We start from the raw sequence: 16180 nt of genomic DNA, 5'->3' as shown, positions 1-16180 counted from the left end.
TTCCGTCGTCCACATTCTGTCCGCTCCCATTTCCTCTGGCGCGGCATAGAATCACAACGGATTCACCGGATTCAATAACCTTCCGGACGGGCTCTTACCTGCCGCCCGACTGAACTGCCGGAGCTGGTCGGCGTGCGCGTAGCTCCGTCGATCCTGCGGATCCGTGACGCGGTCAGCGGACATCTGGGGCGGACCCCGCTCGGCTTTGAAAGCCTGGCCGACTACTACCTCAAGATCGTGCGGGTCGGATATATGCGCAATTTCACCGGCTATTTCCGTGCGGCCATTCTGTCCGAAGGCTTGGATGGGGATGTTTCAGCGGCGTTTCCCAGAGCTGCAACGACCACCGGCATAATCTCTTCCTCGACCGCCGCGGCAACATCTGCCCGATGATTCAGGAAAGTCAGGACCGGCGCCAGGCGGCGGCGGTCCACCTCTGCGACGACCCTGCGGAAGCAGTCGAGCAAGGGGCCGATATGGGCCCGGTCCTCGTAGAAATGTCGGGCTTCGGTGCGGGCCTCGATCCGCGCCAGGGCCAGTTCCGCGTCGACATCGACATAGAGCAGCAGATCTGGCATGCGGGTACCGGCATGCAGATGCCGCTCCAGTGTCGTCATGGCCGGAATGTCGAGCAGAACCTCGTGATACACGGCGTCGCTGAAGACATATCGATCCGACAGCACGCTGACCCGATCGAGCGCCGGTGCGATCACCCGGGTCGCGATGACCTGTTTGTCGCGGAACCATGCATCGGAGACGGCGGCCGGTTCGACCGGACCGCGGCGTTCGCGAAAGGCGACGATCCTGCGGCCGGCATCGACGTCCAGCCAGGCATGAGGTCCGGTGATGCTGCAGGGATGACCGGCGCGGATCATCGCGCGACTGAGCGCATTGCGCACCGTGGTCTTGCCGGCGCCGTCGACGCCTTCTATGGCGATGTGCAGGGTCGCTGGCATGGTCTCTCTCCTGAAGGAGGGCTGCGTCGCGGCAAGGTTACGGCATATGCGTGCCGGCCAGGGCCCGACCGATGCCCCGGCTGACCGCAGCCGAAGCCGCCTGCTTCAGATCAGGGGAAAGCGGCAGGGCCTTGGCGTGGTCGAAAACGGTATCGAACATGAAGACATGACCGCCCCAGTGCGGGTAAAGGCAGGCGGTCGCCTCGCAAAGCAGGGGCAGGCTGTCCCGAAGCCGGTGGAGCAGGTCGGCAAAATCCGACGGCGCCGGCAGAGCGACGGCTGCCCGTTCTGCCGATGCCGCCGCGCCGGAGGCAGGATCGGGGCGGAGCCGATATGCGGCTTCGACGGCGGCTGCTGCGGCAAAGCAGGCGACGAGTGCCGCTGCTTCCGCAGAGGCCGCCTCTCCTGCGGGCATCGGCCTGCCGTCCTCAGCCGCCATGATGGCACGCGCCCAACAGCCGGCGGCGACTTCGGCCACACGAACCGGATCAATGTCGATGGCGGAAGCCGCCTGCAGTCGGGCGAGTTCCGGCGGGTCGTGCCGGCTGTCGCCCGGCGTCGTATCGATCGCCCCCATGGCCAGTTCGATATGGTGGCCGAACCCTGCTTCTCTGAGGCTGGCCACTGCCTTGGCCACTGCCCTCTGCAGATCCGGACTGCAGCCGGTACCGAGCAGGGCCGGCCCCTCGGCCTGGCGGGGCACGTCGCGACCGCTCAGACCGGCCAGGCGGTTGCGAGGATGACACAGCCGATGCCGGCCGCCGGTCGCGCCCATGTCGCTGCTGGCAGCCACGCGCGCCGGCTCGACCAGAAGCAGCCAGAGATAGATCGAACGACCGTCGATGATCGGCCGATACAGCGGACGCATCGCCGTCCAGTGTGTGATGTCGGCGGGCGGCGTTGCGATGACGGTCATGGCCGCACCTCCAGGATCATTTTGAAGGGCGTTCGTGCAATGGTCTCCACATGCGAAAAACCCGCCTCCGCAAAAATCGGTACAAGCCGGCTGAGACCGGCCTGGGCCCCCAACACCGGCCCGTCGGGGTGGGTGGCCGCCGCCGCCTGAACACAGACGGCGGTCGATACGGCATAGAACATCTGGGCCGCGATCCCGACGTTCTGGTCCAACCGGTCGCCGGCTGCCGGCTCTACCAGCAGCCAGCTGCCGTTATCCGACAGCGCGTCGCGGACGGCACGTGCGACGGCGACCGGATCGCCCATGTCGTGGAAGCAGTCCAGGCAGGTCACGAGATCGAACGGCCCATCATGCAGTTCTGCCGCTTCGGCCATAATGAAGGTGGCGTTTCCGATGCCGGCCGCTTCGGCGGCAGCGTTGGCGTCGGCGATCGACTCCGGATGATTGTCGAACCCGGTGACCCTGGCTGCGGGAAACGCCGCAGCCATCTGCAGCGCCGCCGCGCCGCGGCCGCAACCGATATCGGCGATCCGTCCGCCGGCCGTCAGGCACTGCATCATCCGCGGTCCCAGAGCCGGTATCCATTTGGGGACCAGGTTGTTTCCGTAACCCGGGCGGATGAACCGGTCCAACCCTTCAAACAGCAGCGGGTCCTGTTCGTGCCAGCCGACGGCATGCCCCGTCCGGAAGGCATGCTCCAGACGGTCGATCGAGCGGGACAGGGCGACGACAATCTGATGGGCGCCGGGAATGAAGATCGGGCTATCGTCAAGCGCCAGACCCAGGGCGGGGTGATCCTCAAGCCGGTACCGACCTGTCTCAGGGATATAGGTCAGATGACCGGCGGCACATCCCGCAGCGAGCCATTCGGATAGAAAGCGGGGATGGGTGGCGCTGGCGGATGCCAGTTCTTCAAGAGACATCGCCTCTTCTGCCGCCAGCAGCCGATACAGCCCCAGGCGGTCACCGAGGACGATCAATGGTGACATCAGAGCGGCGACGGCGGGCTCCAGAAGGCGATCCTGGAAATAGGCCTTGGCGCTGTCCTCGTATTCTATCCGGCGGGACATGGGCGGATCCTCCGTCGCCGAAGGCGGCCCCGGGAAGGTCGGGGTCCGCAAGGGATGCGCGGCGCAGTGTCTGTCGACGGTGGGGCGCACCCTTCGATTGAACACCGCCTTGCCATCAGTATGAACCTACGCGGATCCGTAGGGCGCCTTGTTGACTGCGCCGTGGTTGCATGGTCCGGGGGGCCATGCAGGGACCCCCTCTTCAATCGGGGGTGCCGGATGGATCGTGTAGCAGCGACGGGGGCGCAGCCTGCCAGTGGACGGGCAGATCGGCTGACGCCGGGGCGCGGGCGGCGTTGTGACGCCACCGTGATGTTGTGCGATCTGCACGGTTTCCGCCGGACGGCGGCGGCACTCGATCCTGATCTGGTGATGGAGTTCGTTGGGGGCTATCAGACCCGCGTGGCAGCCGCGGTCGTTGCGGCGGGGGGGCATGCCGACAGATTCTTCGCCGATGGCATGCTCGCATCATTCGGAACCCCCACCGGGCATTCCGGCCGAGGTGATCATGCGCTTGCGGCAATGGCGGCGGCGATCCGCATTCTCTCCGTTCTTGGCCAATGGGGGCGTGAACGCGGTGAAAAGGTGACGTGCGGCATCATTCTCTCCACCGGTCCGGTAATCTACGGCCTGGCGGCGGCCCTCCCTGGAGATCCTCGCCAAGAGGTCGTGATCGTGGGGCCACCGGTTGAGGATGTTCTCCGGCTCGACGGTCACGCGCTTCTCAAGCAGGCCGACATCGTCTGTACCGCGGCGGTGTGGGAGAGGATCGGTCGCGTGGGCGGTCTGCCCGTCGATCACCTGGACATTCGCCGCCAGGCCGATCCGGCAGGCGGTGACCTGGTGGCGGTTTCGATGACAGGATATCAACTATAAGTAATTTTATGGTCGCATTGACAACTCTCGGTGTCTTTTGCAGCATTGTTGCAAAAATATTTCACGAGCCGGCGGCTGCCGGTGGGGGGATCATGAACCGGATCATCGGAAGGGAGGTCGTCGTCTCGCGTCGCCGTGAGACATCTGCAACCGAGCGCCTTCAGGCGCTTCCGCGACTGTCGCGACGAGAGCGGGAATGTCTGGAATGGGCGGCACGGGGCAAGACGAATCTGGACATCGCAGTGATTCTCGGGATTTCGGGCCACACGGTCGATTTCCACATGCGTGGTGCCATGAACAAGCTGGGTGTCAGCAACCGCATCGTGGCGGTGGTCATGGCGATGCGGGCCGAGGCGATCGATCCCTGAGGTCTCTGATCCGGGCGTTCAGCTTCGGCCGCCGGCAGGTGCGCATCGGTTGCCCAGAACCAGAAAGCCCGTGGCCATCACTGCGGAAACGCCGGCCAGAACCAGAAAGCTGCCGGCCGGGCCGGCCGTGGCGGAGAGGGTGCGCGTGATCGCCGGGGCGGACAGATGTCCCAGATACATCGCAGCACCCAGCCCGCCCATGGCCCTGCCGCGCAGGGTGTGCGGTACCCGTGTGAACAGCAGAGTTGCGCAATTGGGGAAGAAGGCGCCGAAGCCGATCCCGGAGATCGCCGACCCCACGGCCATGCCGGCAAAGCCGCCGGCATGGCCGATGAGCAGATAGCCTGCCGCGGTAAATGCAAAACAGGCCACGAAGACCGCCCGCGCGCCCGCCCGGTCCCGTATGCGGCCGAAGCTTGCTGCAACCAGGCCGGATGTCAGCGTCGACAGGGCAATGGCTCCGCCGATCGCGGCCGTGTCGGTGATGCCCGCCTCGTGAAGCAGGAAGGGGAGCTGAACGGGGACGGCGTAAAACGTGGCCATGCCCAGCGTCATGACAGGATAGATCCAGGCCAGTGTCTTCCAAGGCAACGGCGCCCGCTCCGTGGCCGTCGGTCGCGGGCGGACGGTTTCGCGGCGCAGCCCGGCCATGACGAGCGGCAGCATCGGGACCGCAACCAGATAGAGCAGGAAAGGCATACGCCAGCCATCACGCGCAGCCAGCCCACCGAGGCCGAGGAAGACGACACCGCCGACGCACATTGCCACCACCTGCAGGCCGGTGATGCGTGCGCGATCGTCGTCGTCGAACCGGGTGCCGATTGCCGTGGTGCAGCCGGCAAGCAGCATGCCGACGGCAATGCCGAGGCCCAGTCGGCTGACCAGCAGCGAGAGGATATCGTCGAGATAGAAGCCGGCTGTTCCGGCGAGCGCGAACAGGACCAGCCCGATCAGGATGACCGGGCGGCAGCCGGTGCGGTCGATGGCGATGCCGATGAACCAGCTGGTCGCCACGATCGCCAGGGCCGGAGCCGCCAGCACCTGACGAACCAGCAGGCCGGCTTCAGGCACCTCGGCAAAATGCTGCGCCATGCCGGGCAGGGCGGGAGAGATGGCCGCCCCAGACATCACGGTCAGGGTGCTTGCGGCCAGCAGAGCGATCATGTCGAGGCGCAGTGCCATCAAAATCCCGTTCCGGATGCCTGTGTGCGCCGCAATTTACGCACAGCGTTTGCGGAACGACAAGCCGGGGTATCGGGGGCCTGCGGTCGCTATCGGCCTTGCGGGGGGTATACCTCGTGGACGACATCGTCGATCACATAGGTGTCGAGCCCCTCGGGGCTCAGCAGGCGCGACTCGACCGTGCCGTCCTCGTCCAGCAGGTGCAGCGTCGCCCCCAGCCGCTTTTCGCCCGGAATATCGGCCGGGGCGAGCTTGTCGACGATGAAGCCCGAGGACGCGCCGAAGGCGAAGACCGTGCCGTCGCGACGGAAGATCCGGGCGGTGTGGAGATGGCCCGAGGCGACCAGCTTCACCGTGCCCCGGCGGATCGCCTCCACATAGGGGCCGCGTGCTCGGCCAGGCACGCTCCAATAGCCGCGGTCGTCTTCGTCGGGGTCGTTCAGGAACAGCGGCTTGTGCAGAAAAAGCGCCACGGGGCGGCCGGTGGCCTCGGCCTCGGCCAGCACCTCGCCGGCCCAGTCCGCCTGCTCGGCCTCACGCGGGTGGCCCGATCCCATCAGCATGGCGTTCAGCCCGATCAGCCGCCACGGCCCGGCATCGCGCAGCCAGCGGTCCGGGCCGAAATGGGCTTCCCAGCGCGAGATGCGGAGATCGTTCACCGCCTGGATATGGTCGGGGTTCTCGCTGCCGACATCGTGATTGCCGGGCACGGCCGCCCAGGGCAGTTCCAGCCCGTCCATCAGCCAGCGGCAATGGGCCAGATCCTCCACCATATCGGCGCCGTCGACGGTCACGTCACCGGTGTGGACCACCAGATCCGGTGCAATCGCCCGCGCCAGCGCCGCGACCGGCGCCCAGTTCGACGCGAAATGCGGCTTGGTGGGGCTGATATGGGTATCGGTGATCTGGAGGATGCGCAGCATGCGGGTGTCATCCGTGGCCATGGGCGGGACGGAAGACAGTAGCATGGATGCGTGGCAGCTTCGCGACGGCGATACGTCTGGCGATGGAAGATCCGGCGGCGCCGGATCAGCCTGCAACACCCGATTTACGCTCGGCGATCCGGCGGTTTGCCTTCTCCATTGCGTTCATATCTGTCGTCGTATGCAGCTGAAACTAATCCTTCACCGGCTTCCAGATCGCCTGCCCCGATCCCGGCAGCCCCAGCTTCGGCCAGATCTGGTCGATCCGGTCGATGACCGCCTGGTCCATGCGCAGTTCCCTGCCCCATTCGCGCTTCGTCTCGGGCGGCCATTTATTGGTGGCATCCAGGCCGATCTTGGAGCCGAGGCCGGATTCGGGGCTTGCGAAGTCCAGATAGTCGATGGGGGTGTTCTCGATGACGGTGATGTCGCGCGCCGGGTCCATGCGGGTCGACATCGCCCACATCACGTCCTTCCAGTCGCGCGCATTGATGTCGTCATCCACCACGATCACCCATTTGGTGTACATGAACTGGCGCAGATACGACCACACCCCCATCATCACCCGCTTGGCATGGCCGGGATAGGCCTTGCGCATCGACACCACGGCGATGCGGTAGGAACAGCCCTCGGGCGGCAGCCAGAAGTCGATGATTTCCGGGAATTGCTGGCGGATCAGCGGGATGAACACCTCGTTCAGCGCCTCGCCCAGCACCGAGGGCTCGTCCGGCGGCCGGCCGGTGAAGGTGGAGAGATAGATCGGCTGGCGGCGCATGGTCACCGCCGTCACCCGGAAGACCGGGAAGGGCTCGACATTGTTGTAATAGCCGGTGTGGTCGCCATAGGGCCCCTCGTCGCCGTAATCGTCGAGGCTGACCTCGCCTTCCAGCACGATTTCGGCCGTGGCCGGCACCTTCAGCGGCTGGCTGACCGCATCGACCAGCTCCACCTTGCGGCCGCGCAGCAGGCCGGCGAACTGGTATTCCGACAGCGTGTCGGGCACGGGCGTCACGGCGGCCAGGATCGTGCCCGGATCGGCGCCGATCACCGCCGCGGCCGGCAGCGGCTCGCGCTTGCTCAGCCCCCAGCGGCGATGATGCTGGGCGCCGCCGCGGTGGCGCAGCCAGCGCATCAGCGTGCGGTCTCGCCCCAGCACCTGCATGCGGTAGATGCCGAGATTGTAGCCGTCGGTCTTCTCGCCCCCGGGGCCGCGGGTCACCACCAGTGGCCAGGTGATCAGCGGTGCCGGCTCCCCCGGCCAGCAGGTCTGGACCGGCAGGCGGGTGAGGTCGATCTCGTCGCCGCGCAGGACCCCCTCCTGCACCGGCGCGCGCGAGACCGTCTTCGGCCGCATCGCCATCACCGTCTTCATCAGCGGCAGCATGTCCAGCGCCTCGCGCCAGCCGCCCGGCGGTTCGGGCTGGCGCAGGAAGGCCAGCGTCTCGCCCACGCCGCGCAGCTGCGGCGGTTCCCGGTCCATGCCCCAGGCGACCCGTTCCACCGTACCGAACAGATTGACCAGCACCGGTATGGTCGAGAGGCTGCCATCCGGCATCACCGGCTTTTCGAACAGCACCGCCGGCCCGCCCTCGGCCAGCAGCCGGGTCTGGATCTCGGTCATCTCGAGCACGGTGGAGACCGGCTCGCGAACCCGGACCAGACGGCCGGTGGCCTCTAGACGGGCCATGAAGTCGCGCAGGCTGTCATAGGGCATCGGTGGCGGCCTCGCTTCGGCTTTCGGGGGTGTGCGGACTTGACCCGTCCCGGGGGCCGCGGTCAAGTGCAGAGGCGATGTTCAGATGGTCATGGAGCAGATGATGGCGGCGAAGGATCCCGAGACAAGTCCCGGCGCCCCGGCCGGCTTCAAAGGATGGCTGCGGGGCATCTGGGCGCGGTTCGATCTGATCGACCGCCAGCTGGTCAAGGTGGCGGGTGCCGTTCTGGTCATCCTGATCCTGCGCCCGTTCCTGCCGCCGGCGGTCGACATGCCGGCCGGTGCCTGGATCCTGGCCCTCGCCCTGCTTCTGGCCCGGCCGCTCGCCCGGCTCATCCGCCGAGGGGGACCTGGCGGGCCAGGATGATGGTGGCGAGCAGGATCAGCCCCATATCGCGGTTGGACTTGAACAGTTTCAGGCACAGCGCCGGATCGTCGATGTCGAGCCTGCGGATCTGCCAGAAGAGGTGAGAGCCGGTGAAGGCCATGGCCAGCACCCAGCCGGCGCCGAAACCGGCCTTGAGCCCGGCGGCGACCGTGAAGCCCCAGAAGATCAGATAGAACACCGCCACCGCCGGCTTCGTGCGCCGGCCCAGGGCGAGGGCGGTGGATTTCACGCCCACCAGCAGATCGTCCTCGCGGTCCTGATGGGCATAGATCGTATCGTAGCCGAGCGTCCAGAAGATGCCGCCCGCATAGAGCAGCAGGCCCGGTGTCATGGCTGCCAGGTCCCCGGCCCCGCTGGCCGCCGCCCAGCCGACCAGGGCTGCCCAGTTGAAGGTGAGGCCCAGCCAGGCCTGCGGCCAGTAGGTGATCCGTTTCATGAACGGATAGGGCACGATCAGTGCCAGCGAGGCGAGGCCGATGACGATCGCCGGCACCGGCAGCATCACCAGCACCGCAAGGCCCACCAGCCCCTGCGGCACCAGGAAGAGCAGCGCCTGCAGCGGCGTCACCCGGCCGCTCGGGATCGGCCGGCTGCGGGTGCGTTCCACCTTCGCATCGTAATGCCGGTCGGCCAGATCGTTGATCGTGCAGCCGAAACCGCGCATGGCCACGGCGCCGACCAGAAAGGCCGCCATCAGCAGCAGGTCGGGCAGGCCGCCCTGGGGGGATGCCAGCGCAATCGCCCACCAGCCGGGCAGCAGCAGCAGCCACCAGCCGATGGGCCGGTCCCAGCGCGCCAGCAGCGCATAGGGCTTCAGCCCCTCGGGCAGAAGGCGCATCAGCCCCTTGTCGGCGTGGATGTCGGTATGACCGGTCCTGGACTTCGCGGCCGGTTCGGCCATGGCGCTGGCTCCTCGGGCTCTGGCTCCTCATGCCGGTTTATCCGTTGGGCGCAGGGTTGCCAAGCGCGGCAATGCACCGGCTTGGGCTTCAAACCCGTGATCAGGGGCGCTATAGCTCTTGGGGAGAAGAGCCGATACGGAGATCCCATGGCCGCCGATGCGCCCCGCCTCTACCTCGATCCCGACCGTCTGACCGGGCCCATGACCCCCGGGGGCGAACTGCTGCTCGACGAGGATCAGGCCCATTATCTTCGGGCGGTGATGCGGCGCGAGACCGGGGCGGCGCTTGCCCTGTTCAACGGCCGGGACGGCGAATGGGCGGCGGAGCTGGTGGCGGTGGGCAAGCGCGGTGCGGCCGCGCGTCTGGTGGCGCAGCACCGTCTGCCGGCGCCCGAACGGCGGCTGGAACTGGTGATGGCCCCGGTCAAGCGCGGCCCGGTGGAGTTTGCGGTCGAAAAGGCGACCGAGCTTGGCGTCACCGCGATCCGGTTCGCGGTCACCCGCCGCACCGTGGTCGACCGGCTGCGCATGGACCGGCTTGCCGCCATCGCGCGCGAAGCCGCCGAGCAGTGCGAACGGCTGACCGTGCCCTCTATCCATGCCCCGGAACCGCTGGATACCGTGCTGGACCGTCTGGACGACCTGCCGGTCGTCTTCGGCGACGAGACCGGGGCCGGGCGTCCGGCCGCGGCCGTCGCGGCCATGCTGGGCGATGGTCCGGCCGGGCTGCTGACGGGGCCCGAGGGCGGCTTCGATCCGGCCGAGCTTGACCGGCTTCGTGCCCGGCCCCATCTGACCGCGATCGGCCTGGGCCCGCGCGTGCTCAGGGCGGAAACCGCGGTCATCGCGGGGCTTGCCGTCCTGCAGGCCCTGGCGCCGGATGGCGGTGGCGCCCGCCACCGACCCGGGCCGCCGACTTCCCTGCCGGGCTGACGCCCGGCCGGGAGACCCGTTTCAGGGGCGCCCTGCATGCGGCGCCCCCGGTGCCGCCGAAGGCGGTGCCGTCCGGTCCGGTCCTGCCGGGCCGCATGCCCCGCCGGCCGGTCATCACGATCAGGGTGGCGGGCGCTCTTCCCGCCGACAGACGCCCGTCTGCCGGATCCGACACCCGGAGGCCGCCCGTCCCATGCAGACGCTCATTCTGCCGCTTCTCGACGACATCCTTGCGTCCCAGGCCGACAAGGTCACCGCCTGGTTCGACGCCCGGTTCGCAGAGACCCCGGCACTTCCCTATGCCTCGGTCGATCTGCGCCATTCGGGCGTCAAGATCGCCCCGGTCGACACCAACCTGTTCTCGGCCGGGTTCAACAATATTTCTCGCGCCGCCCGCGGCCGGGCATCCGAACGGTTCAAGACCCATCTGGCGCGGGTGGCGCCCGATGGCCGGCGGCTGCTGATCGTGCCCGAGAACCACACCCGCAATCTGCACTACCTTGAAAACGTGCGGGTGCTGGCCGGGATCATCGAACAGGCCGGCTGGGAGGTCCGTCTCGGCAGCCTGATGTACGACCTGGACGAAGCGATGGTGCTGGAGACGGCGACCGGTGCCGATATCCGGGTCGAGCCGCTGCGCCGCGAGGACGGCCGGATCGGCACCGCCGACGGTTTCGTGCCCGATGTGGTGCTGATGAACAACGACATGACCGCGGGCGCGCCCTCGATCCTGGTCGATCTGGAACAGCCGGTGATCCCGCCGCTGTCGCTCGGCTGGTATCGCCGGCGCAAGAGCGGCCATTTCTCGGCCTATGCCCAGGTCGCCGACGCCTTCGCCGAAGAGTTCGACGTCGATCCCTGGCTGATCCAGGCGCTGTGGCACCAGTGCGGCCAGATCAATTTCCGCGAGAAGGCGGGGCTCGGCTGTGTCGCCCGCGGCGTGGACAAGGTGCTGCACCTGACCCGCGAGAAGTACCGGCAATACGGCATCGAAAGCGACCCCTATGTCTTCGTGAAGGCCGACAGCGGCACCTATGGCATGGGTGTCATGACCGCGCGGTCGGGCGAGGACATCCTGGAGATGAACAAGAAGACCCGGCATAAGATGAACGTCATCAAGGAAGGTGCCCTCAACACCGAGGTCATCGTCCAGGAGGGGGTGCCGACGGTCGACCTGATCGAGGGTGAAAGCGCCGAGCCGGTGATCTATCTGGTCGACGGCCGGGCGGTCGGCGGGTTCTACCGGGTCAACAAGGGCCGGGGCGAGTATGACAGCCTGAACGCCATGGGCGCCTATTTCACCCAGATGTGCGACGAGGTCGAGCCGCGGATCGAGCCTGCGGGCAATGGCGGCGACGCGCCCTGTCCCTTCCGGGTTTTCGGGGTACTGGGTAGTCTGGCGGCGCTGGCTGCGGCGCGCGAGCAGGTCATCTGACCCGTCCTGACACGGCTGTCGGAGGAACACGGGGGCCGTCGGGCCCCCGTGATTCGTTTCAGCCGCCGATGAAACATATGCAACATTCATGTTTCAGTAAAACGGACGTTGCATCCACGATTTCAGCGGCCTAGCATCATCCGGACCCCCCGCATCATCCGGATGAGACGCCATGTCCGAGATCCCGCTGCGCCGCAACCGCGCCCAGTCCCGCGTGCTTCACCGGGCTTCCGCCGCCGAGCCTGCCGTCGCCGTGGGCGGCGAGGGCTGCTGGCTGATCGACCAGGACGGCCGCCGCTATCTGGATGCCTCGGGCGGGGCCGCCGTCTCGTGTCTCGGCCATGGCGATCCGCGGGTGCGTGCTGCGATCCTGGCCCAGCTGGACCGGGTCGCCTTCGCCCATACCGGCTTCTTCACCAACGAGCCCATGGAGCGCCTGGCCGATCTGCTGTCCGAGGCGGCACCTGAAGGCTTCGGCAAGGTCTGTTTCGTCTCGGGCGGGTCCGAGGCGATCGAGAGCGCGCTCAAGATCGCCCGGCAGCATGCGGTGGAGCGGGGCGATCCGGCCCGCACCCGGGTGATCGCTCGCCGGCAGAGCTATCACGGCAACACGCTGGGGGCCCTGTCCGCCACCGGCAATGTCGGCCGGCGCCGGCCCTTTCTGCCCTGGGTGATGGGCGATGTGGTCCATGTCGCCCCCTGCCATGCCTATCGCTATCGCCTGCCCGGAGAGAGCGACACCGAATACGGCGCCCGGCTGGCGGCGGAATTCGAGCGTGAGCTGCTGATCCAGGGGCCCGAGACCGTGCTCGCCTTCCTGGCCGAGCCGGTGGTCGGCGCGACGCTTGGTGCCGTCGCGGCGGTCGAGGGCTATTTCAAGGCCATCCGCGAGATCTGCACCCGCCATGGTGTGCTGCTGATCCTCGACGAGGTGATGTGCGGCATGGGGCGTACCGGTCATACCTTCGCCTGCGAGGCCGACGGCATCGCCCCCGACATCATCGTCATGGCCAAGGGGCTGGGGGCCGGCTACCAGCCGATCGGCGCGGTGCTGGTGTCGGACGAGATCGCCCGGGTGATCGAAACCGGCCGGCTGGGTCTGACCACCGGCCATACCTATATGGGCCATCCGGTCGCCTGCGCCGCGGCGCTGGCGGTGCAGGAGGCGATCCGCGACGACGGGCTGGTGGCCCGGGTCCGCGAGATGGGCCCGGTTTTCGAGCGGCTGCTGCGCGAGGGGCTGGGCGACCGCCCCTATGTCGGCGACATCCGCGGCCGCGGCTTTTTCCGCGGCATCGAACTGGTCGCCGATCGCGAGAGCAGGGCGCCGTTCCCGGCCGGCGCGGGGCTGTGGAAAAAGATCAAGGAAGAGGCCTTCGCCCGCGGGCTGATCTGCTATCCGGGCGGCGGCACCGTCGACGGGCTCTCGGGCGATCATGTGCTGCTGGCGCCGCCCTTCATCGCGACGGAAGAGGAGCTGGCGCTCGCCGTCGACCGGCTGGGGGCGGCGATCGATGCCGCCCTGGCCGCCACTGGCCTTGCGGCCGCCTGAACCAGAGGGGCAGATGAGCGGAGCGGCGGGCGCGGACGAGGTGCTGCAGCGGATCGAGGCCGGCATGGACGGTCTCAGCCCGCAGCTGCGCCGCGCGGCGCGCCATCTGCTCGACCATCCCGACCGCGTGCCGCTGGTGTCGATGCGCCGCCTTGCCGACGAAGCGGGGGTGACGCCCGCCACCTTCGTGCGCCTGGCCGAAAAGCTGGGCTATGCCGGCTTCACCGAACTGGGGGCGCTGTTCCGCGACCGGCTGGCCGGAGGCGGCGACGGCCGCTATGCCGACCGCTCGCGCCGGCTGCAGCGTCTGGGCGCCGGTGCCGGCCCTGCCGGGCTGGTCGCCGACTTTCTGGCGGCCGACCGGGCCAATCTGGACCAGAGCCTCGGGGCCGATGCGGCCCCGGCGCTGGCGGCAGCCGCCGGGGCGATCGTGGCCGCCCGCCGGGTGGTGGTGATCGGCCAGCGCAAATGCCACACCCTCGGCTTCTTCCTGGCCTATGCACTCGATCTGGTCCGGCCCGGCGTCACGCTTGCCGGCGATGCGGCAGGGCTCTTGCCCGACCGGCTGCGGGATCTGGGGCCGGGCGACGTGCTGATCGCGGCGACCATCACCCGCTATGCCCGGGCGACCCGCGATGCGGTGGTCTTTGCCGCCGGTGCCGGGGCGACGGTGGTGGTGCTGACCGACGACCGCGACGGCCCGGTCGCCGCCTATGCCGATCATGTCCTGCTGCTGGCCCATGACGGGCCTGGCATCTTCCGCTCCCTGACCGGCGGGCTGGCCCTTGCCCAGGCCCTGGTCGGGCTGGTGGCGGTGGGCATCGGCGCGCCTGCCGACGACCGTGTGGCCCGGGCCGAAGCCCATCTCGACGGATTTCGCACATTGCTCGACGGTCCGGCGCAACGACGTTCCATCGCACCCCGCGGATCGCGAAAAGATCGCTCAACTTCGAAGCCCGGTGCGATCACGGGCAGACAAGGCGGGGTCGATGATGGATGATCGGCGGAGCATCTTGTCCGCCCCCAGCAAGAGGCAGCGTTGATGACGACGGCTTATGACACGCCAGCGGTTCTGGCGGTGGCACCCAATGGTGCGCGCCGCGGCAAGGTCGATCATGCCGCCCTGCCGCTGACGCCGGCCGAGCTGGCGCAGGCCGCCGCCGATGCCGTGGCGGCAGGGGCGTCGATGATCCATCTGCATGTCCGCGATGCCGATGGCCGGCACAGCCTGGACGCCGATCTCTACCGTGCGGCCATCGCCGCGGTGGAAGACGCCACCGGCGACCGGTTGCTGATCCAGGTGACCAGCGAGGCGGCGGGCGTCTACGACGCGCCGGCGCAGATTGCCGCGATGCGGGCGCTGAAACCCGGCTTCTGTTCGCTGGGGCTGAAGGAATTCCTGCCCGAGGGGGCCGGGCGTGCGGCCGAGACCGATCTCTACCGGCTGCTGGACGATCTGGCCGCGGCGGGTGGCCGCTGGCAGTGGATCCTCTATGATGCGCACGAGGTGGAGCGTCTGGCCCGCCTGCGCGACCGGGGCATCCTGCCGGTGGCCGGCGGGCTGGATGGCGGTGCGGCGCCGGTGCTGTATGTGCTGGGGCGCTATGCCCCGGGTGGCGGCCGGCCGGGGGATCTGGTCGGCTTTCTGGCCGCCCGTGCCGAGACGGGGTTCGAGGACCCCTGGATGGTCTGCGCCTTCGGGCCCGCGGAACTGGCGGCGACCGGTGCGGCGCTGTCGCTGGGCGGCCATGCGCGGCTCGGCTTCGAGAACAACATGACCTTGCGCGACGGGGCCCCCGCCCCGGACAACGCCGCACTGATCGGCCAGGCGGCCGGGGTGGCGGCGGCGCTGGGGCGGCCCGTCGCCGATGCGGCGACGGCGCGTGCCCTGTTCGGGATCGGCTGAGGCCGGGCCCCGGAAACTTCCAACGACCGAGTAACGAGGGGAAAGGGAGAGCGATGTTCGTTCGCAAAACGGCCCTTGCGGCCACCGTCTTCGCCGCGGGTCTGGCGGGCGCCACGGTTCCGGCCGCGGCGGCCACCGACATTCTGATCGGCGGCGGTGCGGTCACCGGCGTCTATTATCAGGTGGCGCTGCAGGCCTGTGCCATCATCAACAAGCAGGCGGCCGACAAGCTGAACTGCGTCGGCCGTCCGGCGCTGGGGTCGGTGTTCAACGTCAATGCCGTCAGCCGCGGCCTGCTCGACTTCGGCGTCGCGCAGTCCGACGCCAACTACAATGCCTGGAGCGGTGCGGCCGACTGGGACGGCAAGAAGGTCGAGAACCTGCGCAGCGTGTTCTCGGTCCACCCCGAGACCGTGCTGCTGGTCACCCGCAAGGAGACCGGCATCAAGTCGGTCGAGGATCTGAAGGGCAAGACCGTCAACATCGGCAATCCGGGCTCGGGCCAGCGCGGCAATGCCATGGACGTGCTGGACCTTTACGGCATCAATCCGGACGCGGATCTGAACGCCCAGGGCCTGCAGCAGGGTGAGGCCTCGCGCGCCCTGGTCGACAGCAAGATCGACGCCTTCTTCTACACCGTCGGCAACCCGTCGGCGGCGATCGAGGATCCGGCGAACTCGACCGAGATCGACCTGATCAACGTCAACTCCGACGCGATCAAGAAGTTCGTCGGCGAGCGGCCCTATTACGTGATGACCAGCATCCCGGCCAACACCTATCGCGGCGTCGATCATCCGACCGAGACCTATGCGGTCAAGGCGACGATGATCACCAGCTCCGACGTCTCGGAAGACACGGTCTACACCTTCGTGAAGACCTTCTTCGAGAACTTCGATGCCTTCAAGGCGTCGAATGCCGCCTTCCGCGACCTGGAGCCCAAGCAGATGCTGGAGGGTCTGACCGCTCCGCTGCATCCGGGCGCCGAGAAGTACTACAAGGAGAAGGGCTGGATGTAATCCGGCCGTGATGCCGCCGCCCGGTTGGGGAACCGGGCGGCGGC

The 16180-nt window shown here is 68.1% G+C and carries 17 protein-coding genes; 10 read left to right on the top strand and 7 right to left on the bottom strand.

Going from position 1 to position 16180, the window contains the following annotated elements; translation table 11 throughout:
- Positions 1-269 precede the first annotated feature (269 nt).
- The 3 genes from CMO28_RS03295 to CMO28_RS03285 are packed head-to-tail and all read right to left on the bottom strand — an operon-like array spanning position 270 to position 2942.
- On the bottom strand, positions 270-956 hold the full coding sequence (locus CMO28_RS03295; protein WP_296709550.1) for a dTMP kinase: 687 nt from the start codon (positions 954-956) through the stop codon (positions 270-272).
- 37 nt (positions 957-993) lie between these two features.
- Positions 994-1872, bottom strand: coding sequence for a hypothetical protein (locus tag CMO28_RS03290; RefSeq protein ID WP_296709548.1), 879 nt, complete (start codon positions 1870-1872; stop codon positions 994-996).
- Positions 1869-2942 carry a class I SAM-dependent methyltransferase gene (locus CMO28_RS03285; protein ID WP_296709544.1) on the bottom strand — a complete coding sequence of 358 codons (1074 nt, stop codon included), beginning with the start codon at positions 2940-2942 and terminating at the stop codon, positions 1869-1871. The genes CMO28_RS03290 and CMO28_RS03285 overlap by 4 nt, the downstream gene beginning before the upstream one ends.
- A gap of 312 nt (positions 2943-3254) precedes the next feature.
- Between CMO28_RS03285 and CMO28_RS03280 the strand changes: the two genes are divergently transcribed.
- Positions 3255-3818: a hypothetical protein gene (locus CMO28_RS03280; RefSeq protein ID WP_296709541.1), complete on the top strand. Its 564-nt coding sequence runs from the start codon at positions 3255-3257 to the stop codon at positions 3816-3818.
- A gap of 92 nt (positions 3819-3910) precedes the next feature.
- The gene (locus CMO28_RS03275) at positions 3911-4186 is read left to right on the top strand and encodes a helix-turn-helix domain-containing protein (protein WP_296709536.1); all 276 of its coding nucleotides are present in this window, start codon (positions 3911-3913) and stop codon (positions 4184-4186) included.
- Between the two features lie 18 nt (positions 4187-4204).
- Here the strand turns inward: CMO28_RS03275 and CMO28_RS03270 are convergent, their stop codons facing one another.
- Both CMO28_RS03270 and CMO28_RS03265 read right to left on the bottom strand, forming a co-directional pair.
- Positions 4205-5368, bottom strand: coding sequence for an MFS transporter (locus CMO28_RS03270; RefSeq protein ID WP_296709533.1), 1164 nt, complete (start codon positions 5366-5368; stop codon positions 4205-4207).
- A gap of 89 nt (positions 5369-5457) precedes the next feature.
- On the bottom strand, positions 5458-6291 hold the full coding sequence (locus CMO28_RS03265) for a metallophosphoesterase family protein (RefSeq protein ID WP_296709531.1): 834 nt from the start codon (positions 6289-6291) through the stop codon (positions 5458-5460).
- A 47-nt stretch (positions 6292-6338) separates the two neighbouring features.
- On the opposite strand from CMO28_RS03265, the gene CMO28_RS03260 reads away from it, so the two are divergent.
- Positions 6339-6482: a hypothetical protein gene (locus CMO28_RS03260; protein ID WP_296709528.1), complete on the top strand. Its 144-nt coding sequence runs from the start codon at positions 6339-6341 to the stop codon at positions 6480-6482.
- 2 nt (positions 6483-6484) lie between these two features.
- On the opposite strand, the gene CMO28_RS03255 is transcribed toward CMO28_RS03260, so the two are convergent.
- On the bottom strand, positions 6485-8005 hold the full coding sequence (locus CMO28_RS03255; protein ID WP_296709526.1) for a UbiD family decarboxylase: 1521 nt from the start codon (positions 8003-8005) through the stop codon (positions 6485-6487).
- Positions 8006-8090: 85 nt separating this feature from the next.
- Between CMO28_RS03255 and CMO28_RS03250 the strand changes: the two genes are divergently transcribed.
- Entirely contained in the window at positions 8091-8372 is a 282-nt protein-coding gene (locus CMO28_RS03250) for a hypothetical protein (RefSeq protein ID WP_296709524.1), read from the top strand.
- On the opposite strand, the gene ubiA is transcribed toward CMO28_RS03250, so the two are convergent.
- On the bottom strand, positions 8338-9294 hold the full coding sequence (gene ubiA, locus CMO28_RS03245; protein WP_296709521.1) for a 4-hydroxybenzoate octaprenyltransferase: 957 nt from the start codon (positions 9292-9294) through the stop codon (positions 8338-8340). The genes CMO28_RS03250 and ubiA overlap by 35 nt on opposite strands.
- A gap of 147 nt (positions 9295-9441) precedes the next feature.
- Between ubiA and CMO28_RS03240 the strand changes: the two genes are divergently transcribed.
- The 6 genes from CMO28_RS03240 (at position 9442) to CMO28_RS03215 (ending at position 16136) form a co-directional block, all read left to right on the top strand.
- Positions 9442-10227, top strand: a complete 786-nt coding sequence (locus CMO28_RS03240; protein WP_296709517.1) for a 16S rRNA (uracil(1498)-N(3))-methyltransferase — start codon at positions 9442-9444, stop codon at positions 10225-10227.
- Positions 10228-10420: 193 nt separating this feature from the next.
- Complete coding sequence (gshA, locus tag CMO28_RS03235; protein WP_296709515.1) at positions 10421-11662, top strand: glutamate--cysteine ligase; 1242 nt, start codon at positions 10421-10423, stop codon at positions 11660-11662.
- Positions 11663-11834: 172 nt separating this feature from the next.
- Positions 11835-13214, top strand: a complete 1380-nt coding sequence (locus tag CMO28_RS03230) for an aspartate aminotransferase family protein (RefSeq protein WP_296709513.1) — start codon at positions 11835-11837, stop codon at positions 13212-13214.
- Between the two features lie 13 nt (positions 13215-13227).
- Positions 13228-14214 (top strand): MurR/RpiR family transcriptional regulator, encoded by a 987-nt coding sequence (locus tag CMO28_RS03225; protein WP_296709510.1) that lies wholly within the window; start codon positions 13228-13230, stop codon positions 14212-14214.
- 42 nt (positions 14215-14256) lie between these two features.
- A complete protein-coding gene (locus tag CMO28_RS03220; protein ID WP_296709507.1) occupies positions 14257-15120 on the top strand; it encodes a 3-keto-5-aminohexanoate cleavage protein in 864 nt (287 codons plus the stop codon).
- Positions 15121-15173: 53 nt separating this feature from the next.
- Positions 15174-16136 carry a TAXI family TRAP transporter solute-binding subunit gene (locus CMO28_RS03215; RefSeq protein ID WP_062761549.1) on the top strand — a complete coding sequence of 321 codons (963 nt, stop codon included), beginning with the start codon at positions 15174-15176 and terminating at the stop codon, positions 16134-16136.
- Positions 16137-16180 lie beyond the last annotated feature (44 nt).

The organism is Tistrella sp., assembly GCF_002684955.1.
In the GTDB taxonomy this organism is placed as follows: Bacteria; Pseudomonadota; Alphaproteobacteria; order Tistrellales; family Tistrellaceae; genus Tistrella; species Tistrella mobilis.
This window is presented reverse-complemented; position numbering and strand designations above follow the sequence as displayed.